The sequence below is a fragment of the Streptomyces sp. GL_141 genome (genome assembly GCF_057834385.1).
The window spans coordinates 3626957-3644127 of the sequence record NZ_CM174402.1 but is presented as its reverse complement, the minus strand read 5'-3'; the positions used below and the strand labels follow the sequence as shown (position 1 = coordinate 3644127).

Here is a 17171-nt window from a genome sequence, read left to right as displayed (position 1 = left end):
ATGCTAAAACATCGGCGTCTGCATGCGAACAGCCGATGGTCGCGATACGACACCGATCCCGCCCGCCCGGTCCCCCGACTGAAGCTCAGTCCTCCCGCCGGAGGATCGGGAAGCTCCCCGTCGCCGTCGGCGCGTGCTCCGGCAGCCACAGCACCGCCACCGCCCCCGCCGCCGCGCCGCCCTGGACGAAGCCGCCGGGGGCCGCCACGTTGCGGAACGTCAGCCGGGCGCCCAGCACCCGCGCCTGCCCCTCGGCGATGGTCAGCCCCAGCCCGTGCCCGACCCCGGCCCGGTCCGTGGACCCGGTCCGGAAGCGGCTCGGGCCCTCGCGGAGCAGGGCCTCGGGGAAGCCCGGCCCGTGGTCCCGGACCCGTACGACCCGGCCTTCGACATCGACCTGGACCGGCGCCTTCCCGTACCGCGCGGCATTCGCGAGGAGGTTGCCGAGGATCCGCTCCAGGCGGCGCGGATCGGTGCTGACGATCTCGTCCGCGACGATCCGTACGCTCGCCTCGGGCATCAGCGAGGTGACCCGGCGGCTCACGAACTCGCCCAGCGCCACCTCCTGGAGCTCCGCCCGCTCGGACGCGCTGTCCAGCCGGGCCACCTCCAGCACGTCCTCGACCAGCGCCCGCAGTGCCTGAGCGCGGTCCCGTACGAGCTCGGTCGGCCGGCCCGGAGGCAGCAGTTCCGCCGCCGTGAGCAGGCCCGTCACCGGGGTGCGTAGTTCGTGCGCGATATCGGCGGTCACCCGCCGCTCCGCCTCCAGCCGCTGCTGGAGCGCGTCCGCCATCGCGTCGACCGCCCGCGCGAGGTCGTCGGTCTCGTCGCGTACGACGCCCCCGACCGCGTCCCGCACCCGTACCTCGGGATCCCCGTGCGCCACCCGCTGCGCGGCGGCCGCGGCCTTGCGCAGCCGGCGCGAGATCTGGCCGCCGATCAGCACGCCGAGCGCCGACCCGCCGACCACCACGGCCAGGGAGCCGACGACCAGGGCCCGGTCCAGGTCGCGCACCATGTTGGCGCTCTCCCGGAACTGCGTGTGCAGCGACAGCACCTGCCCGTTGCCGAGCGGTACGGCCGCCCACACCTCGGGGAGCCCGTGCGGGTTGTCCTGGATGTAGGTGCCGCGCCGCCCGGACCGGGCCTTCTCGCGCAGCTCACCGGGCAGGTCCGGGTCGTTGAGCTTGGCGCCCATGGGGGGCTTGCGGCCGGCCTCGGCGTTGCGGGAGATGAACTGCACCCGGTCGAGCTGCACCTCGCGCGCGCTTTCCAGCATCGAGACGCGGGCAGCGCTGTGCACCACCAGGCTCAGGGCGATGGCGGTCAGCGCGCCCACGGACGCGATGGCGAGCGTGATCTTCCAGCGGATCCCGGTCCGCAGGGTGAACCGCTTCATTCAGCTTTCATTCTTGCGTTCGTCGTTTCATTCCCGCGCTCGTCCCCCGTGCTCGTCCCTCTCAAGGCATCAGGCCTTGAGCTTGTATCCGAATCCCCGGACCGTTTCGATCCGGTCCTGCCCGATCTTGGTGCGCAGCCGCTGGACGTGGACGTCCACGACGCGGGTGTCGCCGCCCCAGTCGTAGTCCCAGACCCGCTCCAGCAGCCGGTCGCGCGAGAGCACGGTGCCCGGAGAGGTGGAGAACTCCAGCAGCAGCCGCATCTCGGTGGGGGTCAGCGCCACCGAGACGCCCGCCTTGCGCACCTCCATGCCCTCCGTGTCGACCTCCAGGTCGCCGAAGAGCAGCACCCCGCGCTCGCCGGAGTCGTCCTCCTCGGACCCGCCGCCCTGCGGACCGCCGGCGTGGCCGAAGCGGCGGAGCACCGCGCGGATGCGGGCGACGAGGACGGAGCCGTCGAAGGGCTTGGTGACGTAGTCGTCGGCACCCGCCTCCAGGCCCAGGACCACGTCGATGGAGTCGGCGCGCGCCGACAGCATGATGACGGGGACGGTGGACTCGTCGCGGATGCGGCGGCACAGGCTCACGCCGTCCATCCCGGGCACCATCACGTCGAGCAGCGCGATGTCGGGCCGGTCCGCCCGGAAGGACTCCAGGCCGGACAGCCCGTCGGGCATGGCCGTGACCACGAACCCGTCGCGTTCCAGCGCCAGGGTCGTGGCCTCACGGATGACGTCGTCGTCCTCCACGAACAGCACATGGGTCTCGGCCATCGGGAGCCTCGCCTCGCCTCGGTACTCGGTGCTTCGGTGTTTCGGTGCTTCGGTGTTTCCGCGGTGCTTCTGCGGTTGCCAGGCCGCCAGGTCGCTCGGTTGCTCAGCTCTTCGGGCTGACGGCCGGGGCGGGGAGCGTCCCGCCGTCGACCACGTTGCTGTAGTCGGTGTGGACCCGGTCCTGCTCGGTGAACCGTTCGCCGTTCCAGCGGTACGTGATCAGGTCCTCGCCCGAGGGGTAGGAGAGCGCGTCGCTCTTCCCGTAGACCGGCTTGGTGACGATCAGGTCGCCCCGGTCGATCTCGGCGTAGACGGGCGGCTGCTCGTCCGAGAAGACATTCTCGTACGAGGTCCCGTCCGCGCGGTACACGAACGAACCGCGGCCCAGCGCGTCGGCGCAGGACAGGACGTTGACCACGATGTCGACCTCCGGGCCGCCGGTGACCTTCCCGTAGCTGACGTCGACCGGGTACTCCTTGCCCGAGCAGGGCTTCAGGTCCCGCTTGATGTCGGCGCTGATCTTGGGGTCCGCCTTGATCAGGGCGATCGGGTCGACCTTGGGGGCCGCCTTGCCGGAGGCCTGGGGGGCGACGGGGTCAGCGGTGCCCGCGTCGTGTTCGGAGGGCGCCGAGGAGGGGGCTCCGGTCTTGGCCACGGACTCGGTACGGGCCGGGCCGCCGTCCCGCAGCCCCGTGCCCCCCGTCGAGCAGCCGACCGCGAACAGCACGGTGCCGACGAGGACGATCGTCCCCGCCGACATCAGTACCACCGAGCTCCTGCCGCTCAGTCTTGGGCCAATCAGGCCGCGCACCGCTCACGCCCCTCGTACCGGATGGTGTGGTCACCGCGCTCCAGCGCACGCATGTCCAGGTCCCGGCTCTCCAGTTCCTGCCGGAGGCGGGCCAGTGCGCGGTGCAGAGTGCTCTTCACGGTTCCCGCCGACATGCCGAGCGCCGCGGCCGTCTCCTCGGTGCTCATCTGCTCCCAGTGTCGCAGCACCACCACACTGCGCTGCTTGGGCGCGAGCACCTTGAGGATGTCCATGAGCAGGGCGCGGTCGGCACGCTGGTCCGAACCGTCCTCGACGGAGGCGTCGGGGAGCTGCTCGGTGGGAACCTCTTCGAGCTTGCGGGCCCGCCACCACTCGGTGCGGGTGTTGATCATGACACGGCGCAGGTAGGCGTCGGCAAGGGACTTGTCGGCGATGCCGTCCCAGCGGCCGTAGGTGCGGACGAGCGCGGTCTGCAGGAGGTCCTGTGCGTCGGTCGGGTCCGGAACCAGGCGACGGGCACTGCGCAGCAGCGCGTCCTGCCGGGTGCGTACGTACTCTTCGAATTCGAGTACCTCGCCGTGCGCCATCTCAGACCGCCTCCGTTCCGACCAACCGCTCATCCGCTGCCTTACGGATTCGACGGTACGGAGGCGTTGTCACGGCCCTGTGCGGGTCAGCCTTCGGTGGACGCACGGACACCCATAGGTTGTGTAACAGCGCCCGTGAGCTGCGGTTTCCCCGGACAAGCGGAATCCCTGAGTCAGTCTCAGGTGGTGTCGGGGCCGTCCTTCGCCGGCCCGGCCGGAAGGCGGTACATGAGCCCGGGCAGCGGCTCCACGAGCCCGTCCGAGACCAGCCCGTCGAGCGCGCGGGCCCGCTGTACGGGCTCCTCCCAGACGGTGTCCAGGAGGGACTGCGGCACGGCGCCGACCGCCTCGCGCAGCACCGCGAGGAGCCGGCCGCGCACCTGCCGGTCCGTCCCGGCGTACGTCTGCCCGCGCCGCGGCGGTCCCTCGTGGGCGGGCTTCCCGGCCAGCCGCCACGCGCACAGCCCGGCCACCGGACAGCTCCCGCAGTCCGGGCTCTTGGCCGTGCACACCAGCGCCCCGAGCTCCATGGAGGCCGCCGCCCAGCGGGCCGCGGTGTCCTCGTCCTCGGGCAGCAGGGCCCGCGCCAGGCGCCGCTCGGCGGCGGTCGTGGCGTTCGGCGGGTACTCGACCCCGGTCGTGGTGCGCGCGAAGACCCGGCGCACGTTCGTGTCGAGCACCGCGTGCCGCTGCCCGTACGCGAAGGAGGCCACGGCGGCCGCCGTGTACTCGCCGATCCCGGGCAGGGCCAGCAACTGGGCGTGCTCGCGGGGTACGTCGCCCCCGTGGCGCTCCGTTATGGCGACGGCCGCGCCGTGCAGGCGCAGGGCCCGGCGCGGATAACCGAGGCGGCCCCAGGCGCGGACGGCCTCGCCCGGGGCGTCGGCGGCGAGGTCGGCGGGCCGGGGCCAGCGGGCGAGCCACTGCTCGTAGACCGGCAGGACCCGGTTGACGGGGGTCTGCTGGAGCATGAACTCGCTGACCATCACCCCCCAGGGGCCGGCCTCGGGGCGGCGCCAGGGCAGGTCGCGGGCGTGTGCTTCGAACCACGCGATGACGGGGGAGTGCAGCGCGGTGGTGGGAATGGTTGCAGTCATGGCAGACGGCATCCTGGCACGTTTCGGGCCCGGGGATGTGGTGCCGGTCCCCGGCGCCGCGACCGGTGCGGGTCTCAGGGGGCGGGGTCCGGGCCGGTGATCAGGACGGCCGTGCGGCCGCCGCTCGCCCGCACGGCGGCGACGACCCTGGTGGCGGGGCCGGCGAGCGCGAGGACGGCGAGCGCGGCCAGGCTCGCGCCGAGCAGCAGGCCCATGGCCACGTCGTGCGGGTAGTGGACACCGACGAACACGCGGGAGAAGGCCATCAGCAGGGCCAGCGGAAGGGTCAGCAGCGCGAGCTTGCGGAGGGCGATCACCAGCGCCACGGCCGCGGCTCCCGCGATGGTGGAGTGGTTGCTGGGGAAGGACCAGTCGCCGGTGGCCGGGCACGTGATCAGCGAGGCCGCCGCCCCGGCCACGGCCCGGCAGGGGCGCTCCTCGTCGACGCTGGACTTCACCAGCTCGGAGGCGACGTAGGCCAGGGCGGTGACGAAGGGGGCGAGCACCGCGAGCGCCACCACGCGGGGGTCGCGGGCGCCGCGCGAACGCCACCACACGGCTATGAAGAGGGCGCCGAAGACGAGCAGCCCGTACTCGGTCCAGAACTCGAACGCCGATTGCACCCAGGCGGGGGTCGAGTGGGCGAAATCGGTGACGTCGAGGTAGAGGCCGGAGCTGTCCATGGTGACTGAAGGTACCTAAATCGGAATAACGTCCTCATCAGTCTCCCGGCCGATTTCGCGCACCCCGGATCACCCCGCAGGATGATCATCGGCAAAACAAGCCGCCCGCGCGGCATGTGGGCACTGATCGCGCCCCGAACTCTCGTAAGGTTCCGTCCGTGGGATCTCTGCGCAATCCGGTCGGGCCGCTCCCCTCCTCCATCTACTGGCGACGGAGGGCCGTGCTGGCGTCCGTTGCCGCGCTCCTCGCGATGCTCGCCGTATGGACCGTCAGTTCCGGTGCGGGCAAGTCGAGTACCAACGGCAAGGGCCAGGGCGGCTCCGGTCCCGTCACCCAAATCACCCCCGGACCCTCGGGCTCCGGTCCGGCGATCAGTCAGGCCCCGGGCGGGCGTGGCGAGTCGGGCTCGGGCGGCTCCGGCGGAGCGGGCACGGGCTCCGGCTCCGGCGCGAGCCCCGGTACGGGCAAGAACGGCGAACCGGGTGCCGAGCCCGGCACCGCCGGCCAGGGCGGGGCGGACGGCTCCGGCGGCTCCGGCGCGGGCCAGGTCGTCCCGGCGGACTCCCCGGTGCCCACGTGCGCGCCCGGTGCGCTGCAGTGGGAGGTCAAGAGCGTGAAGAACGAGTACGAGGCGAGCGAGAAGCCGCGCCTCGAACTCCTCGCGCGCAATGTCTCGGGCACGACCTGCAAGGTCGATCTCGGCCCGAAGCAGGCGGTGCTGACGATCACTCAGGCGAGCAACGCCAAGCCGGTCTGGTCCTCGGCGGACTGCCCGGCGGGCGCGGGCAACGTGTTCTACCGGGTGCCCTCGCAGGGCGAGACCAAGCAAGCCCTGGAGTGGGACCGCCACTTCAGCGAGGCGACCCAGTGCCAGTCGCCTCCGGCGGGGGTGGCGGCGGCTGACACCTACGTGGTCGAGGTCAAGTCCCCCGGCATGCCGGTGGCACGGACCTCGTTCGTCCTGAAGCCGGAGTAGGAACGCAGGAGGGGCCGGACCGTCCTACGGGCGGTCCGGCCCCTCCGTCGTTCGATGACTAGACGTACCGCTCCAGGATGGAGGACTCCGCCAGCCGGGACAGGCCCTCGCGGACGCTCCGCGCACGCGCCTCGCCGACCCCGTCGACCGTCTGCAGGTCGTCCACCGACGCCGCGAGCAGTTTCTGCAGCCCGCCGAAGTGCTCCACCAGCCGCTCGATGATGGCGCCCGGCAGCCGCGGCACCTTCGCCAGCAGCCGGTACCCGCGCGGGGACACCGCCGAGTCCAGGGTCTCGGGCGAGCCCGTGTACCCCAGGGCCTTCGCCACGATCGCCAGCTCCAGCAGCTCCGGATGCGTCAGCGCGTCCAGCGCGGGCAGCGCCTCCTCCACCGTGCGGGAACGCTTCGCCGTCGGCTCGGGCACGTAGTCCCGGATGACGAGCTCCCGCTCCTGCTCGATCCCGACCGTCAGCTCGTCGAGCTGGAGGGAGAGCAGCCGGCCGTCCGTGCCGAGCTCCACCACGTACTCCGCGATCTCCGTCGCGATGCGCCGCACCATCTCCAGCCGCTGCGCCACCGCCGTGACGTCGCGGACCGTCACCAGGTCCTCGATCTCCAGCGCGGACAGCGTCCCGGCGACCTCGTCCAGGCGGAGCTTGTACCGCTCCAGCGTGGCCAGCGCCTGGTTCGCCCGGGACAGGATCGCCCCGGACTCCTCCAGCACGCGCCGTTCGCCGTCCACGTACAGCGCGATCAGCCGCATCGACTGCGAGACCGACACCACCGGGAAACCGCACTGCTTCGAGACCCGGTCCGCGGTCCGGTGCCGGGTACCCGTCTCCTCGGTGTGGATCGAGGCGTCGGGCACCAGCTGGACGCCCGCCCGCAGGATCTTGGTGATGTCCTTGTCCAGGATCAGCGCGCCGTCGAGCTTGCACAGCTCGCGCAGCCGGGTCGCGGTGAACTCCACGTCCAGGACGAAACCGCCCGTGCACATGGCCTCGACGGACTTGTCCATGCCGAGGACGATGAGCCCTCCGGTGTTGCCGCGAACGATCCGTTCGAGCCCGTCACGCAGGGGCTGACCAGGTGCGACCGCGCTCAGCGAGGCGCGCATCATGGCCTCCTGCTTGGAGCTCGCGCCCGACTTTCCGGATGCTGCTGCCCCGTCCTTGGCTGCCACTGCACTCCTCCGGTCGCGGGATGTACCGCCTGCGTACGGCCGGGCGGACCATCCCGAAGTCTACCGGCGCGGCCCCGGCGCCCGCCGTGCCTTGGCCCGGCCGGGCCGCGGAGCACCCCGTCCGGGCCCGCTGACCTGCGGTTCGGCGCCGTGAGCGGCCCGTGAGCGTCCCGTGAGCGTCCCGTGAGCGACCCGTGGGGCCGCCGCCCGGGCCCTCTCCTGCGCGTCCGCTTCGCGCCTACTTCGCGTCCTGCTCCTTCGCCGGCGTACGCGACCGCCCGCGCGGCAGGACCCGTAGGGCGTCGCCCATGTCGGCGACCTCGGTCACCTTCATGCCCGGCGGCACCTTCCCCGGGTCCACCGGCACCAGCGCGTGCGTGAAGCCCAGCCGGAACGCCTCCGCGAGCCGCCGCTGCACGCCCGTCACGCGCCGGACCTCGCCCGCGAGGCCGACCTCACCGATGGCGACCAGGTTCTTCGGGAGCGGTACGTCGCTGGCCGCCGAGGCCAGCGCCAGCGCGACGGCCAGGTCGGCGGCCGGCTCGGTCAGCTTCACCCCGCCCACGGTCGCGGTGTAGATGTCCCGCTTGCCGAGCGCCGTGATCCGCCCGCGCTGCTCCAGCACCGCCAGCATCATCGAGACGCGCGAGGTCTCCAGCCCGGAGGTGGTGCGGCGAGGCGAGGGGATCTGCGAGTCCACCGTCAGCGCCTGCACCTCCGCGACCAGCGGCCGCTTGCCCTCCAGGGTCACCGTCAGGCAGGTGCCGGGGACGGCCTCGGTGCGGCGGGTCAGGAACAGCCCGCTCGGGTCGGCGAGGCCGGTGATGCCCTCGTCGTGCAGTTCGAAGCAGCCGACCTCGTCCGTGGCGCCGTACCGGTTCTTCACCCCGCGCACGAGGCGCAGCCGCGCGTGCCGGTCGCCCTCGAAGCTCAGGACCACGTCGACGAGGTGTTCCAGCAGCCGGGGACCGGCGATCGCCCCGTCCTTGGTGACGTGGCCGACAAGGAGCGTGGACATCCCGCGCTCCTTGGAGGCCCGGATCAGCGCCCCGGCCACCTCCCGGACCTGCGCCATGCCGCCGGGCGCGCCGTCGATCTCGGGGGAGGCGACCGTCTGCACGGAGTCCATGATCAGCAGCGAGGGCTTCACCGCGTCCAGGTGCCCGAGCACGGCCGACAGGTCGGTCTCGGCGGCGAGGTAGAGGTGGTCGCTGAGCGCGTTGATCCGCTCGGCCCGCAGCCGCACCTGGCTCGCCGACTCCTCCCCGGTGACGTAGAGGGTGCGGTGCTCGTCGGAGGCCGCCTTCGCCGCGACGTCGAGCAGCAGCGTCGACTTGCCCACGCCCGGCTCGCCCGCGAGCAGGACGACGGCCCCGGGGATCAGCCCGCCGCCCAGCACCCGGTCCAGCTCGTCCACGCCGGTGCTGCGCGCGGTCGCGGTCCGGACGTCGACCTGCCCGATCGGCACGGCGGCCGTCGTGACCCGGCCGGCCGCGGTGGTGCGCACGGCGGGGGCGCCGCCGAGCTCCTCGACCGTGCCCCAGGCCTGGCACTCGGGGCACCGGCCGAGCCATTTGGCGGTGGAGTACCCGCACTCGGTACAGCGGTAGGACGGCCGGTCCTTGGCGGATGAACGAGATGTACGGGCTGCCATGCGGCCCACGGTAGCCGCCGCCACCGACAGCCCTCTCCGAACGGCCGCCCGGGCGGTCCCGCGGGGGTCGCGCGGCGGTCCTGTGCCGGTCCCGCGCCGGTCCGGATGCCGTCCCCGGGCGCACGCCGTGGCGTGCACCGTCAGGGGTCCCGTCAGCGCAACGCCGATCTATTCACCCGTAAGGGCTAAAACTGGTGAAGGCTTCCGGAGCGCCACCGGCGCGCCGCCTACGGTCACCGAGTGACCAGCAGCAACCAGGGACACCCCGCACCGCGCACCGGCGCACACCGGGCGCACGGGCGCACGCCCCCCGAGGGGACCAGGGTGGAGCAGCCGCCACCGTTCCGGTACGAGCCCTACCTGGACGGACTGTTCACGTACTGCCTCTCGGTCCTGTGCGACCACGACACCGCCACCGACGTGCTCGGCGACGTCCTCGCCGTCGCCGACCGGCATCCCGGCCGCTGCCCCGACGAGGGGGACCGGCGGGCCTGGCTGTACGCCCTCGCGCGCTGGGCCTGCCTGCGTAGGCTCGCCGAGCGACGGCGCACGCGCCACTACGGGTACGGGGGAGCGCATTCCGCCCGGCGTGCACCGGAGCACACGGACGTCGGCCGTGCGCCGGATCCCGCGACGGCGAGCGCCGACGCGAACGCGGCGGCGAACGTGTCGGGGAGCGGGGCGGCGAACCCGTCCTCGGTCGGCCACGGCAGCCCCACCGGCCACGGCAACCCCGGTGGTCTTGACGTCTACGCCTACCGCCGCACCGAGCTCGCCCGCCTCGCCTGGCCGGAGGCAGCCGGGACCACCCCCGAGCAGCGCGAGGCACTCGAACTCGCCGTCCGCCACCGCCTCGGCGTCCCCGAACTCGCCGCCGTCCTCGGTACGCCCCCCGCCAGCGCCCGCGAGCTGCTCTCCGGCGCCGCCTGCGAGGTGGAGCGCACCCGGGCCGCCCTCGCCGTCGTGGAGACGGGCAACTGCCCGACCGTGTCCCGGCTCACCGGCGACGACGGGGAGGGCGGGGGAGACGGGAACCTCCTCCTCTCCTCCTCCCTGCGCGCCGAGCTCGTCCGCCACGTCGACGACTGCCCGCGCTGCCGCCGCGTCGCCGAACGCGTGGGCGCCGGCGGCCCCTGGCCCGGCTCGGGCGGCATCAACACCGCCGCCCTCCCGCTGGTCCCGGCCCCGCGCACCGCCGTGCACGCCGCGATGCTCCGCTCCGGCGGCCGCCGCGGCGCCGGCACCGGCCCGCGCTTCGACCGCACCGGCTTCCCGATGGACCCCAAGGACCGCGCCGCCCGCCGCGACCGGCTGCGTGCCCGCGCCGTGACCACCACGGTCGTCGCCACCGTCGTCGCGGCCCCGGTGCTGGCGCTGTGGGCCGCGTACCGGGGCGCCCCGAGCACCGGGGAACCCGTGGGCAACGGCTCCACGCGCATCTCGGCGAGCGACGCGGAGCTCCCGCAGGCCCGGACCGACGGCCGCCCGCTGACGGCCTACGAGAACGCCGGCAACGCCGCCGTCACCACCGACGGACCCGGCTTCGCCCCGCCCGAGGCGGCCCCCGACGTCTCCGTCGAGGTCATCAGCAGCGGCGCACCGCCGAGCTCCGCACCCGGGGCCCCGGGCCGGCTGACCGCGGCCGCCTCCACCCACGGAGCGACCACCCTGCTCACCCTCACCGCCTCGGGCGGCGCCCCGGTCGACTGGCGGCTGTGGTCCGACGCCCCGTGGCTGCGCGCCAGTACGACCTCGGGCCGGCTGGCGCCAGGAGAATCGGTCACCCTACGGATCACCGTGGACTCCGCGGCCCAGCCCGTAGGGGCCTGGAGCGCGCGGGTCGGGGTGGACCCGGGCGGCGCGGTGATCTCCATTAGGGGCCGGGGTCGCCCGGCACCCACTCCGCCCGACCCGGAGCCCACGCCGACGCCGACCCCGACGCCCACACCCAGCCCTCCCGAGCCGACGCCGACGCCGACTCCCACCCCGGAGCCCACGCCCACCCCGACGCCGACCCCGACGCCGACCCCGAGCCCCTCGGACGGAGCCACGTCAGGACCGGCTCCGACACCGGCCCCGTAGCCCGGTAGCCCGGTAGCCCGGTAGCCCGGTAGGGCTTACGCCAGGGGGTCGGGGTCGGCCGGGTGCGGGGCCATCGGCAGCAGCGAGGAGAGCCGGGCCTCGCAGAGCCGTACGAGCTCCTCGTACCCCTCCTTGCCCATCAGCTCCGTCAGCTCGGCGCGGTACGACACGTACACCGGCTTGCCGGCGCCGTGCGCGGAGGTGGCCGAGGTGCACCACCAGTGCAGGTCGTGGCCGCCCGGACCCCAGCCGCGCCGGTCGTACTCGCCGATCGACACCTGGAGGACACGGGTGTCGTCGGGCCGGTCGATCCACTCGTAGGTCCGCCGGATGGGCAGCTGCCAGCACACGTCCGGCTTGGTCTCCAACGGCTCCTGGCCGCCGCGCACCGCCAGGATGTGCAGGGAACAGCCGGCCCCCGCGGGGAAACCGGGCCGGTTCAGGAAGATGCAGGCACCGTCCCAGCGGCGGGTCTGCTTCTCGCCGTCGTCGTCGTGCTGCGTCCACCCGGTCTCGCTGCCGACGTCGTGGAACTGCCACAGCTCCGGCGTCAGCCGCGCCACGTTCTCGGCCACCCGCTTCTCGTCGTCCTCGTCGGAGAAGTGCGCGCCGAGCGTGCAGCAGCCGTCGTCCGCGCGGCCGGCCTGAATGCCCTGGCAGCCACTGCCGAAGATGCAGGTCCAGCGGGAAGTGAGCCAGGTCAGGTCACAGCGGAAGACCTGCTCCTCGTCGGCGGGGTCGGGGAACTCCACCCAGGCCCGCGGAAAGTCGAGCCCCTTCTCGTCCGCCCCGGCGGACTTGGCACCCTTGGCGGCCTTGCCGACCTTGTTCTTGGACTTGTTGGCCTTCTTCGTATTTGGCACAAACCCCAGCCTAAGCGCCCCTTACTCCACCCCTACGCCTTTGGACCAGTAGCGTTTCCCCTCATGAGACTCGGTGTCCTTGATGTGGGTTCGAACACGATCCATCTGCTGGTGGTGGATGCGCATCCCGGTGCGCGCCCGCTGCCCGCGCACTCGCACAAGGTGGAGCTGCGGCTGGCGGAGCTGCTCGACGAACACGGCGCGGTGACGCCGGACGGCGTCGAGCGGCTGGTTTCCGTCATCGGGGACGCGGTGCAGGCCGCCGAGGACAAGGGGTGCGAGGACGTACTCCCCTTCGCGACGAGCGCGGTACGGGAAGCCACGAACGCCGACGAGGTCCTGGCCCGGGTCAAGGCCGAGACGGGCGTGGACCTCCCCGTCCTCAGCGGCGACGACGAGGCCCGCCTGACGTTCCTCGCGGCGCGCCGCTGGTTCGGCTGGTCGGCGGGCAAGCTCCTGCTCCTCGACATTGGCGGGGGCTCGCTGGAGATCGCCTACGGCATCGACGAGGACCCCGACGCGGCCGTCTCGCTCCCGCTGGGCGCGGGTCGCCTGACGGCGGGCTGGCTCCCGGGCGACCCGCCGGACCAGGCGGACATCCGGGCCCTGCGCCGGCACGTCCGGGCCCAGATCGCCCGCACGGTCGGCGAGTTCAGCCGCTTCGGGGCGCCGGACCGGGTGGTGGCCACCTCGAAGACCTTCAAGCAGCTGGCCCGGATCGCGGGCGCGGCCCGCTCCGCGGACGGCCTCTACATCCAGCGGGACCTGACCCGGAAGTCCCTGGAGGAGTGGGTCCCGCGACTGGCGGCGATGACCACCGCCCAGCGCTCGGCCCTGCCGGGCGTCTCCGAGGGCCGCTCCAACCAGCTCCTCGCGGGGGCGCTGGTCGCGGAGGGCGCGATGGATCTTCTCGGGGTCGAATCCTTGGAGATCTGCCCCTGGGCACTCCGGGAAGGCGTCATCCTGCGGCGCTTGGACCACCTCGGAAGGTCCACGCCGGTCGGCGCCTGAACGGTGCGGCGCCGCTGCACGGGGGCCGGCCCCCGGACCCCTGCGCCTCAAACGCCGGCGGGGCTGTGTTGTGGTCGGGGTCCGTCTGTGGGTGGGGTGGGCTGCGGGGGGTCGGTGCCGGGGCCGGGGTGGGGTGTTGGCCTGGACTGCATGATTTAGGCGCCCTGTGCTCGACTCCGACAGGGCGCGGGGTGTTCTCGCGCCACACATCACGCTCTACGTCCAGGCCAACACCCCACCCCGTCCCCGACCCCGCCCCGCCGGGCCCGACCCCTCCACCTCCGGCCCCGGCCGGGGTTTGGCTTTTCAGCCGTCCGGCGCTTGAGGACCGGGTCCGGGCCGAGCCCGGGGACACACCCAGCCCCGCCGGCGTTTGAGGCGCGGGTCAGGGCAGAGCCCTGGGAACGGTGGAAGGGCGGGTAGGGGACAGCCCCGCAGGGCCGTCCCCCGGGGCCCGTTCCGCCAGGACAGGGCTGCGTGGGTGGCCGCCGACGGCGCCTCGGTGACCCCGATACCCTGTCCCCGTGGCAGAACCAGTCCGGATCCCGACCGCGAAAGTCGCCCTCTCCACCGCCTCCGTGTACCCGGAGTCAACGGCGACCGCCTTCGAGATCGCCGCGCGCCTCGGCTACGACGGCGTCGAGGTCATGGTCTGGACGGACCCCGTCAGCCAGGACATCGACGCCCTGCGCCGTCTCTCCGACCACCACCGGGTCCCGATCCTGGCCATCCACGCCCCCTGCCTCCTCATCACGCAGCGCGTCTGGTCCACCGACCCCTGGACCAAGCTCCAGCGCGCCCAGGCGGCAGCCGAGAAGCTCGGCGCGAGCACGGTCGTGGTGCATCCGCCGTTCCGCTGGCAGCGCCAGTACTCCCGCGACTTCGTGACCGGCATCTGGCGGATGGCGGGCGAGACCGACGTCCGCTTCGCCGTCGAGAACATGTACCCCTGGCGCTACCGCGACCGCGAGATGCTCGCCTACGCGCCCGAGTGGGACGTCACCAAGGACGACTACCGCCACTTCACCGTCGACCTCTCGCACACCGCGACCGCCCGCACCGACGCCACCGCGATGATCGACCGGATGGGCGACCGCCTCGCCCACATCCACCTCGCCGACGGAAACGGTTCCGCGAAGGACGAGCACCTCGTCCCCGGCCGCGGCAGCCAGCCCTGCGCCGAACTGCTGGAGCGGCTCGCCGCCACCGCCTTCGACGGGCACGTCGTCATCGAGGTCAACACCCGCCGCGCGATGTCATCCGCCGAGCGCGAGGCCGACCTCGCCGAGGCCCTGGCCTTCACCCGCCTGCACCTCGCGACCGCCCCCGGCCCGGCACCCAGGACCCCGCACCCGTGACCGAGCCCCAGCCGGCGACCCCGCCGGCGAAGCCCCGCCGCGGCCCCGGCCGCCCCCGCCAGGACGAGGCCGACGACGGCCCCGGCGCCCAGGAGCGCATCCGCCTCGCGGCCCGCGCCGAGTTCGCCGCGCGCGGCTACGACAAGACCTCCGTGCGCGGGATCGCCAAGGCCGCCGGCGTGGACCCGGCCCTGGTCCACCACTACTTCGGCAGCAAGGACGAGCTCTTCGCCACCGCGATCGAGCTCAGCATGGAGCCCGCCCTCGTGCTGCCCGCGATCCTCGGCCCGGGTCCCGACGGCATCGGCGAGCGCCTGGCCCGCTACTTCCTCGGCGTCTGGGAGAACCCGGTCACCCGGACCCCGCTGCTCGCGGTGATCCGCTCGGCCCTCACCCACGAGGCCGCCGCGAAGGTGCTCCGCCGGCTGATCCTGCACCGCCTGCTGGAGCGGATCGCGGCCGACCTCAACGTCCCCGACCCGACCTTCCGCGCCGAGCTCGCCGCCTCCCACATGGTCGGCATCGCGATCCTGCGCTACGTCGTCCAGGTCGAGCCCCTCGCCTCGGCGGACCCGGAGACCATCATCGGCCTGGTCGCCCCCACCCTCCAGCGCTACCTCACCGAGGAATGACGGCGCCCGCGCGCGCAGCCCCGTAGGCTCCGCACCGTGCCCAATTACTGAGCCGCCCGTCCCGGGATCCGGACAGCGCGTCCGGATCCCGGGCAGGGGGCGTAGCCTCGTAACCGAGCCATATCCACAGTCGCGGCAGGCGCGCGCGTCACCGCACACATGGGGAGAGATCCGATGCCCGAGCTGAGGTCCCGCACCGTCACCCACGGCCGCAACATGGCAGGCGCACGTGCCCTGATGCGCGCCTCGGGCGTAGCGAGCGCGGACATCGGGAAGCCGATCATCGCGGTCGCCAACTCGTTCACCGAGTTCGTCCCCGGCCACACCCACCTGGCCCCGGTCGGCCGCATCGTCTCCGACGCGATCCTGGCCGCCGGCGCCGTCCCCCGCGAGTTCAACACCATCGCGGTCGACGACGGCATCGCCATGGGCCACGGCGGGATGCTGTACTCCCTGCCCTCCCGCGACCTGATCGCGGACTCGGTCGAGTACATGGTCGAGGCGCACTGCGCCGACGCGCTGATCTGCATCTCCAACTGCGACAAGATCACCCCCGGCATGCTGATGGCCGCCATGCGCCTCAACATCCCGGTCGTCTTCGTCTCCGGCGGCCCGATGGAGGCCGGACAGGCCACCCTCGTCGACGGCACCGTCCGCAAGCTCGACCTGATCGACGCGATGGTGGACGCCTCCAACGACAGCGTGTCCGACGAAGACGTGCTGCGCATCGAGGAGAACGCCTGTCCCACCTGCGGCAGCTGTTCCGGCATGTTCACCGCCAACTCGATGAACTGCCTCGCCGAGGCCATCGGCCTGGCCCTCCCCGGCAACGGTTCGGTCCTCGCGACGCACACCGCCCGCCGCGCCCTGTACGAGGACGCCGGCCGCACGATCGTCGAGATCACCAAGCGCTACTACGAGCAGGACGACGAGTCGGTCCTGCCCCGCAACATCGCGACCCGCCAGGCCTTCGAGAACGCCATGGCCCTCGACATCGCCATGGGCGGCTCCACCAACACGATCCTGCACCTCCTCGCCGCCGCGCAGGAAGCCGGTCTGAAGTACGACCTCACGGACATCGACGAGATCTCCCGCCGGGTCCCGTGCCTCGCCAAGGTCGCGCCGAACGTGGCGCCCGGCGGCACGTACTACATGGAGGACATCCACCGGGCCGGCGGCATCCCCGCCCTGCTCGGCGAGCTCCACCGCGGCGGCCTGCTGAACAAGGACGTCACCACGGTCCACTCCGCCAACCTGGAGGACTGGCTCGCGAAGTGGGACGCCCGCTCCGGCACGGCCCCCGACGAGGTCATGGAGCTGTGGCACGCCGGCCCCGGCTGCCAGCGTTCCGCCTCCGCCTTCTCCCAGTCCGAGCGCTGGGACACCCTCGACCTCGACGCCGAGGGCGGCTGCATCCGCTCCGTCCAGCACGCGTACTCCAAGGACGGCGGCCTCGCCGTCCTGCGCGGCAACATCGCGCTCGACGGCTGCGTCGTGAAGACCGCCGGCGTCGACGAGTCGATCTGGACCTTCGAGGGCCCGGCCGTGGTCTGCGAATCGCAGGACGAGGCCGTCGACAAGATCCTCCGCAAGGAGATCAAGGCCGGCGACGTGGTCGTCATCCGCTACGAGGGCCCGCGCGGCGGTCCCGGCATGCAGGAGATGCTCTACCCGACGTCCTTCCTCAAGGGCCGCGGCCTCGGCAAGGTCTGCGCCCTGGTCACGGACGGCCGCTTCTCCGGCGGCACCTCGGGCCTCTCCATCGGCCACGCCTCCCCGGAAGCGGCCTCGGGCGGCTCCATCGCGGTCGTGGAGGACGGCGACCGCATCCGCATCGACATCCCGAACCGCTCCATCGAGCTCCTCGTCGACGAGACCACGCTGGCCGCCCGCCACGCGGCCCTGGGCGGGGTCTACGCCCCGAAGAACCGCGAGCGCAAGGTCTCCGCGGCCCTGCGCGCCTACGCGGCGATGGCCACCAGCGCCGACAAGGGCGCGGTCCGCGACGTCAGCCTCCTGGAGCGCTGACCCCGCACCCGCCGGCCCCGGCCCCGTCCGACACCCTCGGGCGGGGCCGTCCGCGTTCCACGCCTACGGGC

At 73.1% G+C, this 17171-nt stretch carries 15 protein-coding genes; 6 read left to right on the top strand and 9 right to left on the bottom strand.

Going from position 1 to position 17171, the window contains the following annotated elements:
- Positions 1 to 85 precede the first annotated feature (85 nt).
- From cseC to AC3IX6_RS15760, 6 genes are all read right to left on the bottom strand, one after another.
- Positions 86 to 1399, bottom strand: coding sequence for a two-component system sensor histidine kinase CseC (gene cseC, locus AC3IX6_RS15785; RefSeq protein WP_489370708.1), 1314 nt, complete (start codon positions 1397 to 1399; stop codon positions 86 to 88).
- Between the two features lie 69 nt (positions 1400 to 1468).
- On the bottom strand, positions 1469 to 2173 hold the full coding sequence (cseB, locus tag AC3IX6_RS15780; RefSeq protein WP_383954643.1) for a two-component system response regulator CseB: 705 nt from the start codon (positions 2171 to 2173) through the stop codon (positions 1469 to 1471).
- 103 nt (positions 2174 to 2276) lie between these two features.
- Complete coding sequence (locus AC3IX6_RS15775; protein ID WP_489370707.1) at positions 2277 to 2933, bottom strand: hypothetical protein; 657 nt, start codon at positions 2931 to 2933, stop codon at positions 2277 to 2279.
- Positions 2934 to 2971: 38 nt separating this feature from the next.
- On the bottom strand, positions 2972 to 3532 hold the full coding sequence (locus tag AC3IX6_RS15770; RefSeq protein ID WP_069920779.1) for a SigE family RNA polymerase sigma factor: 561 nt from the start codon (positions 3530 to 3532) through the stop codon (positions 2972 to 2974).
- A 179-nt stretch (positions 3533 to 3711) separates the two neighbouring features.
- Entirely contained in the window at positions 3712 to 4641 is a 930-nt protein-coding gene (locus AC3IX6_RS15765; protein ID WP_489370706.1) for an HhH-GPD family protein, read from the bottom strand.
- Between the two features lie 62 nt (positions 4642 to 4703).
- Positions 4704 to 5312, bottom strand: a complete 609-nt coding sequence (locus tag AC3IX6_RS15760) for a phosphatase PAP2 family protein (protein ID WP_489370705.1) — start codon at positions 5310 to 5312, stop codon at positions 4704 to 4706.
- 158 nt (positions 5313 to 5470) lie between these two features.
- Between AC3IX6_RS15760 and AC3IX6_RS15755 the strand changes: the two genes are divergently transcribed.
- The gene (locus AC3IX6_RS15755) at positions 5471 to 6289 is read left to right on the top strand and encodes a hypothetical protein (RefSeq protein WP_489370704.1); all 819 of its coding nucleotides are present in this window, start codon (positions 5471 to 5473) and stop codon (positions 6287 to 6289) included.
- A 58-nt stretch (positions 6290 to 6347) separates the two neighbouring features.
- Here the strand turns inward: AC3IX6_RS15755 and disA are convergent, their stop codons facing one another.
- Positions 6348 to 7472 carry a DNA integrity scanning diadenylate cyclase DisA gene (gene disA, locus AC3IX6_RS15750; protein ID WP_274548915.1) on the bottom strand — a complete coding sequence of 375 codons (1125 nt, stop codon included), beginning with the start codon at positions 7470 to 7472 and terminating at the stop codon, positions 6348 to 6350.
- A gap of 238 nt (positions 7473 to 7710) precedes the next feature.
- Complete coding sequence (radA, locus tag AC3IX6_RS15745; protein WP_489370703.1) at positions 7711 to 9126, bottom strand: DNA repair protein RadA; 1416 nt, start codon at positions 9124 to 9126, stop codon at positions 7711 to 7713.
- Positions 9127 to 9366: 240 nt separating this feature from the next.
- Here radA and AC3IX6_RS15740 point away from each other — a divergent pair, with 240 nt between their 5' ends.
- Positions 9367 to 11208: an RNA polymerase sigma factor gene (locus AC3IX6_RS15740; protein WP_489370701.1), complete on the top strand. Its 1842-nt coding sequence runs from the start codon at positions 9367 to 9369 to the stop codon at positions 11206 to 11208.
- 35 nt (positions 11209 to 11243) lie between these two features.
- Here the strand turns inward: AC3IX6_RS15740 and AC3IX6_RS15735 are convergent, their stop codons facing one another.
- Positions 11244 to 12071 carry a DUF3109 family protein gene (locus AC3IX6_RS15735; RefSeq protein WP_489370700.1) on the bottom strand — a complete coding sequence of 276 codons (828 nt, stop codon included), beginning with the start codon at positions 12069 to 12071 and terminating at the stop codon, positions 11244 to 11246.
- A gap of 63 nt (positions 12072 to 12134) precedes the next feature.
- Here AC3IX6_RS15735 and AC3IX6_RS15730 point away from each other — a divergent pair, with 63 nt between their 5' ends.
- From AC3IX6_RS15730 to ilvD, 4 genes are all read left to right on the top strand, one after another.
- The gene (locus AC3IX6_RS15730) at positions 12135 to 13082 is read left to right on the top strand and encodes a Ppx/GppA family phosphatase (protein ID WP_489370699.1); all 948 of its coding nucleotides are present in this window, start codon (positions 12135 to 12137) and stop codon (positions 13080 to 13082) included.
- Positions 13083 to 13606: 524 nt separating this feature from the next.
- Positions 13607 to 14440 (top strand): sugar phosphate isomerase/epimerase family protein, encoded by an 834-nt coding sequence (locus AC3IX6_RS15725; protein ID WP_489370698.1) that lies wholly within the window; start codon positions 13607 to 13609, stop codon positions 14438 to 14440.
- Positions 14437 to 15072, top strand: coding sequence for a TetR/AcrR family transcriptional regulator (locus tag AC3IX6_RS15720; protein WP_489370697.1), 636 nt, complete (start codon positions 14437 to 14439; stop codon positions 15070 to 15072). Before AC3IX6_RS15725 ends, AC3IX6_RS15720 begins: the two co-directional genes overlap by 4 nt.
- Positions 15073 to 15246: 174 nt before the next feature.
- Positions 15247 to 17100, top strand: a complete 1854-nt coding sequence (ilvD, locus tag AC3IX6_RS15715) for a dihydroxy-acid dehydratase (protein ID WP_489370696.1) — start codon at positions 15247 to 15249, stop codon at positions 17098 to 17100.
- Positions 17101 to 17171 lie beyond the last annotated feature (71 nt).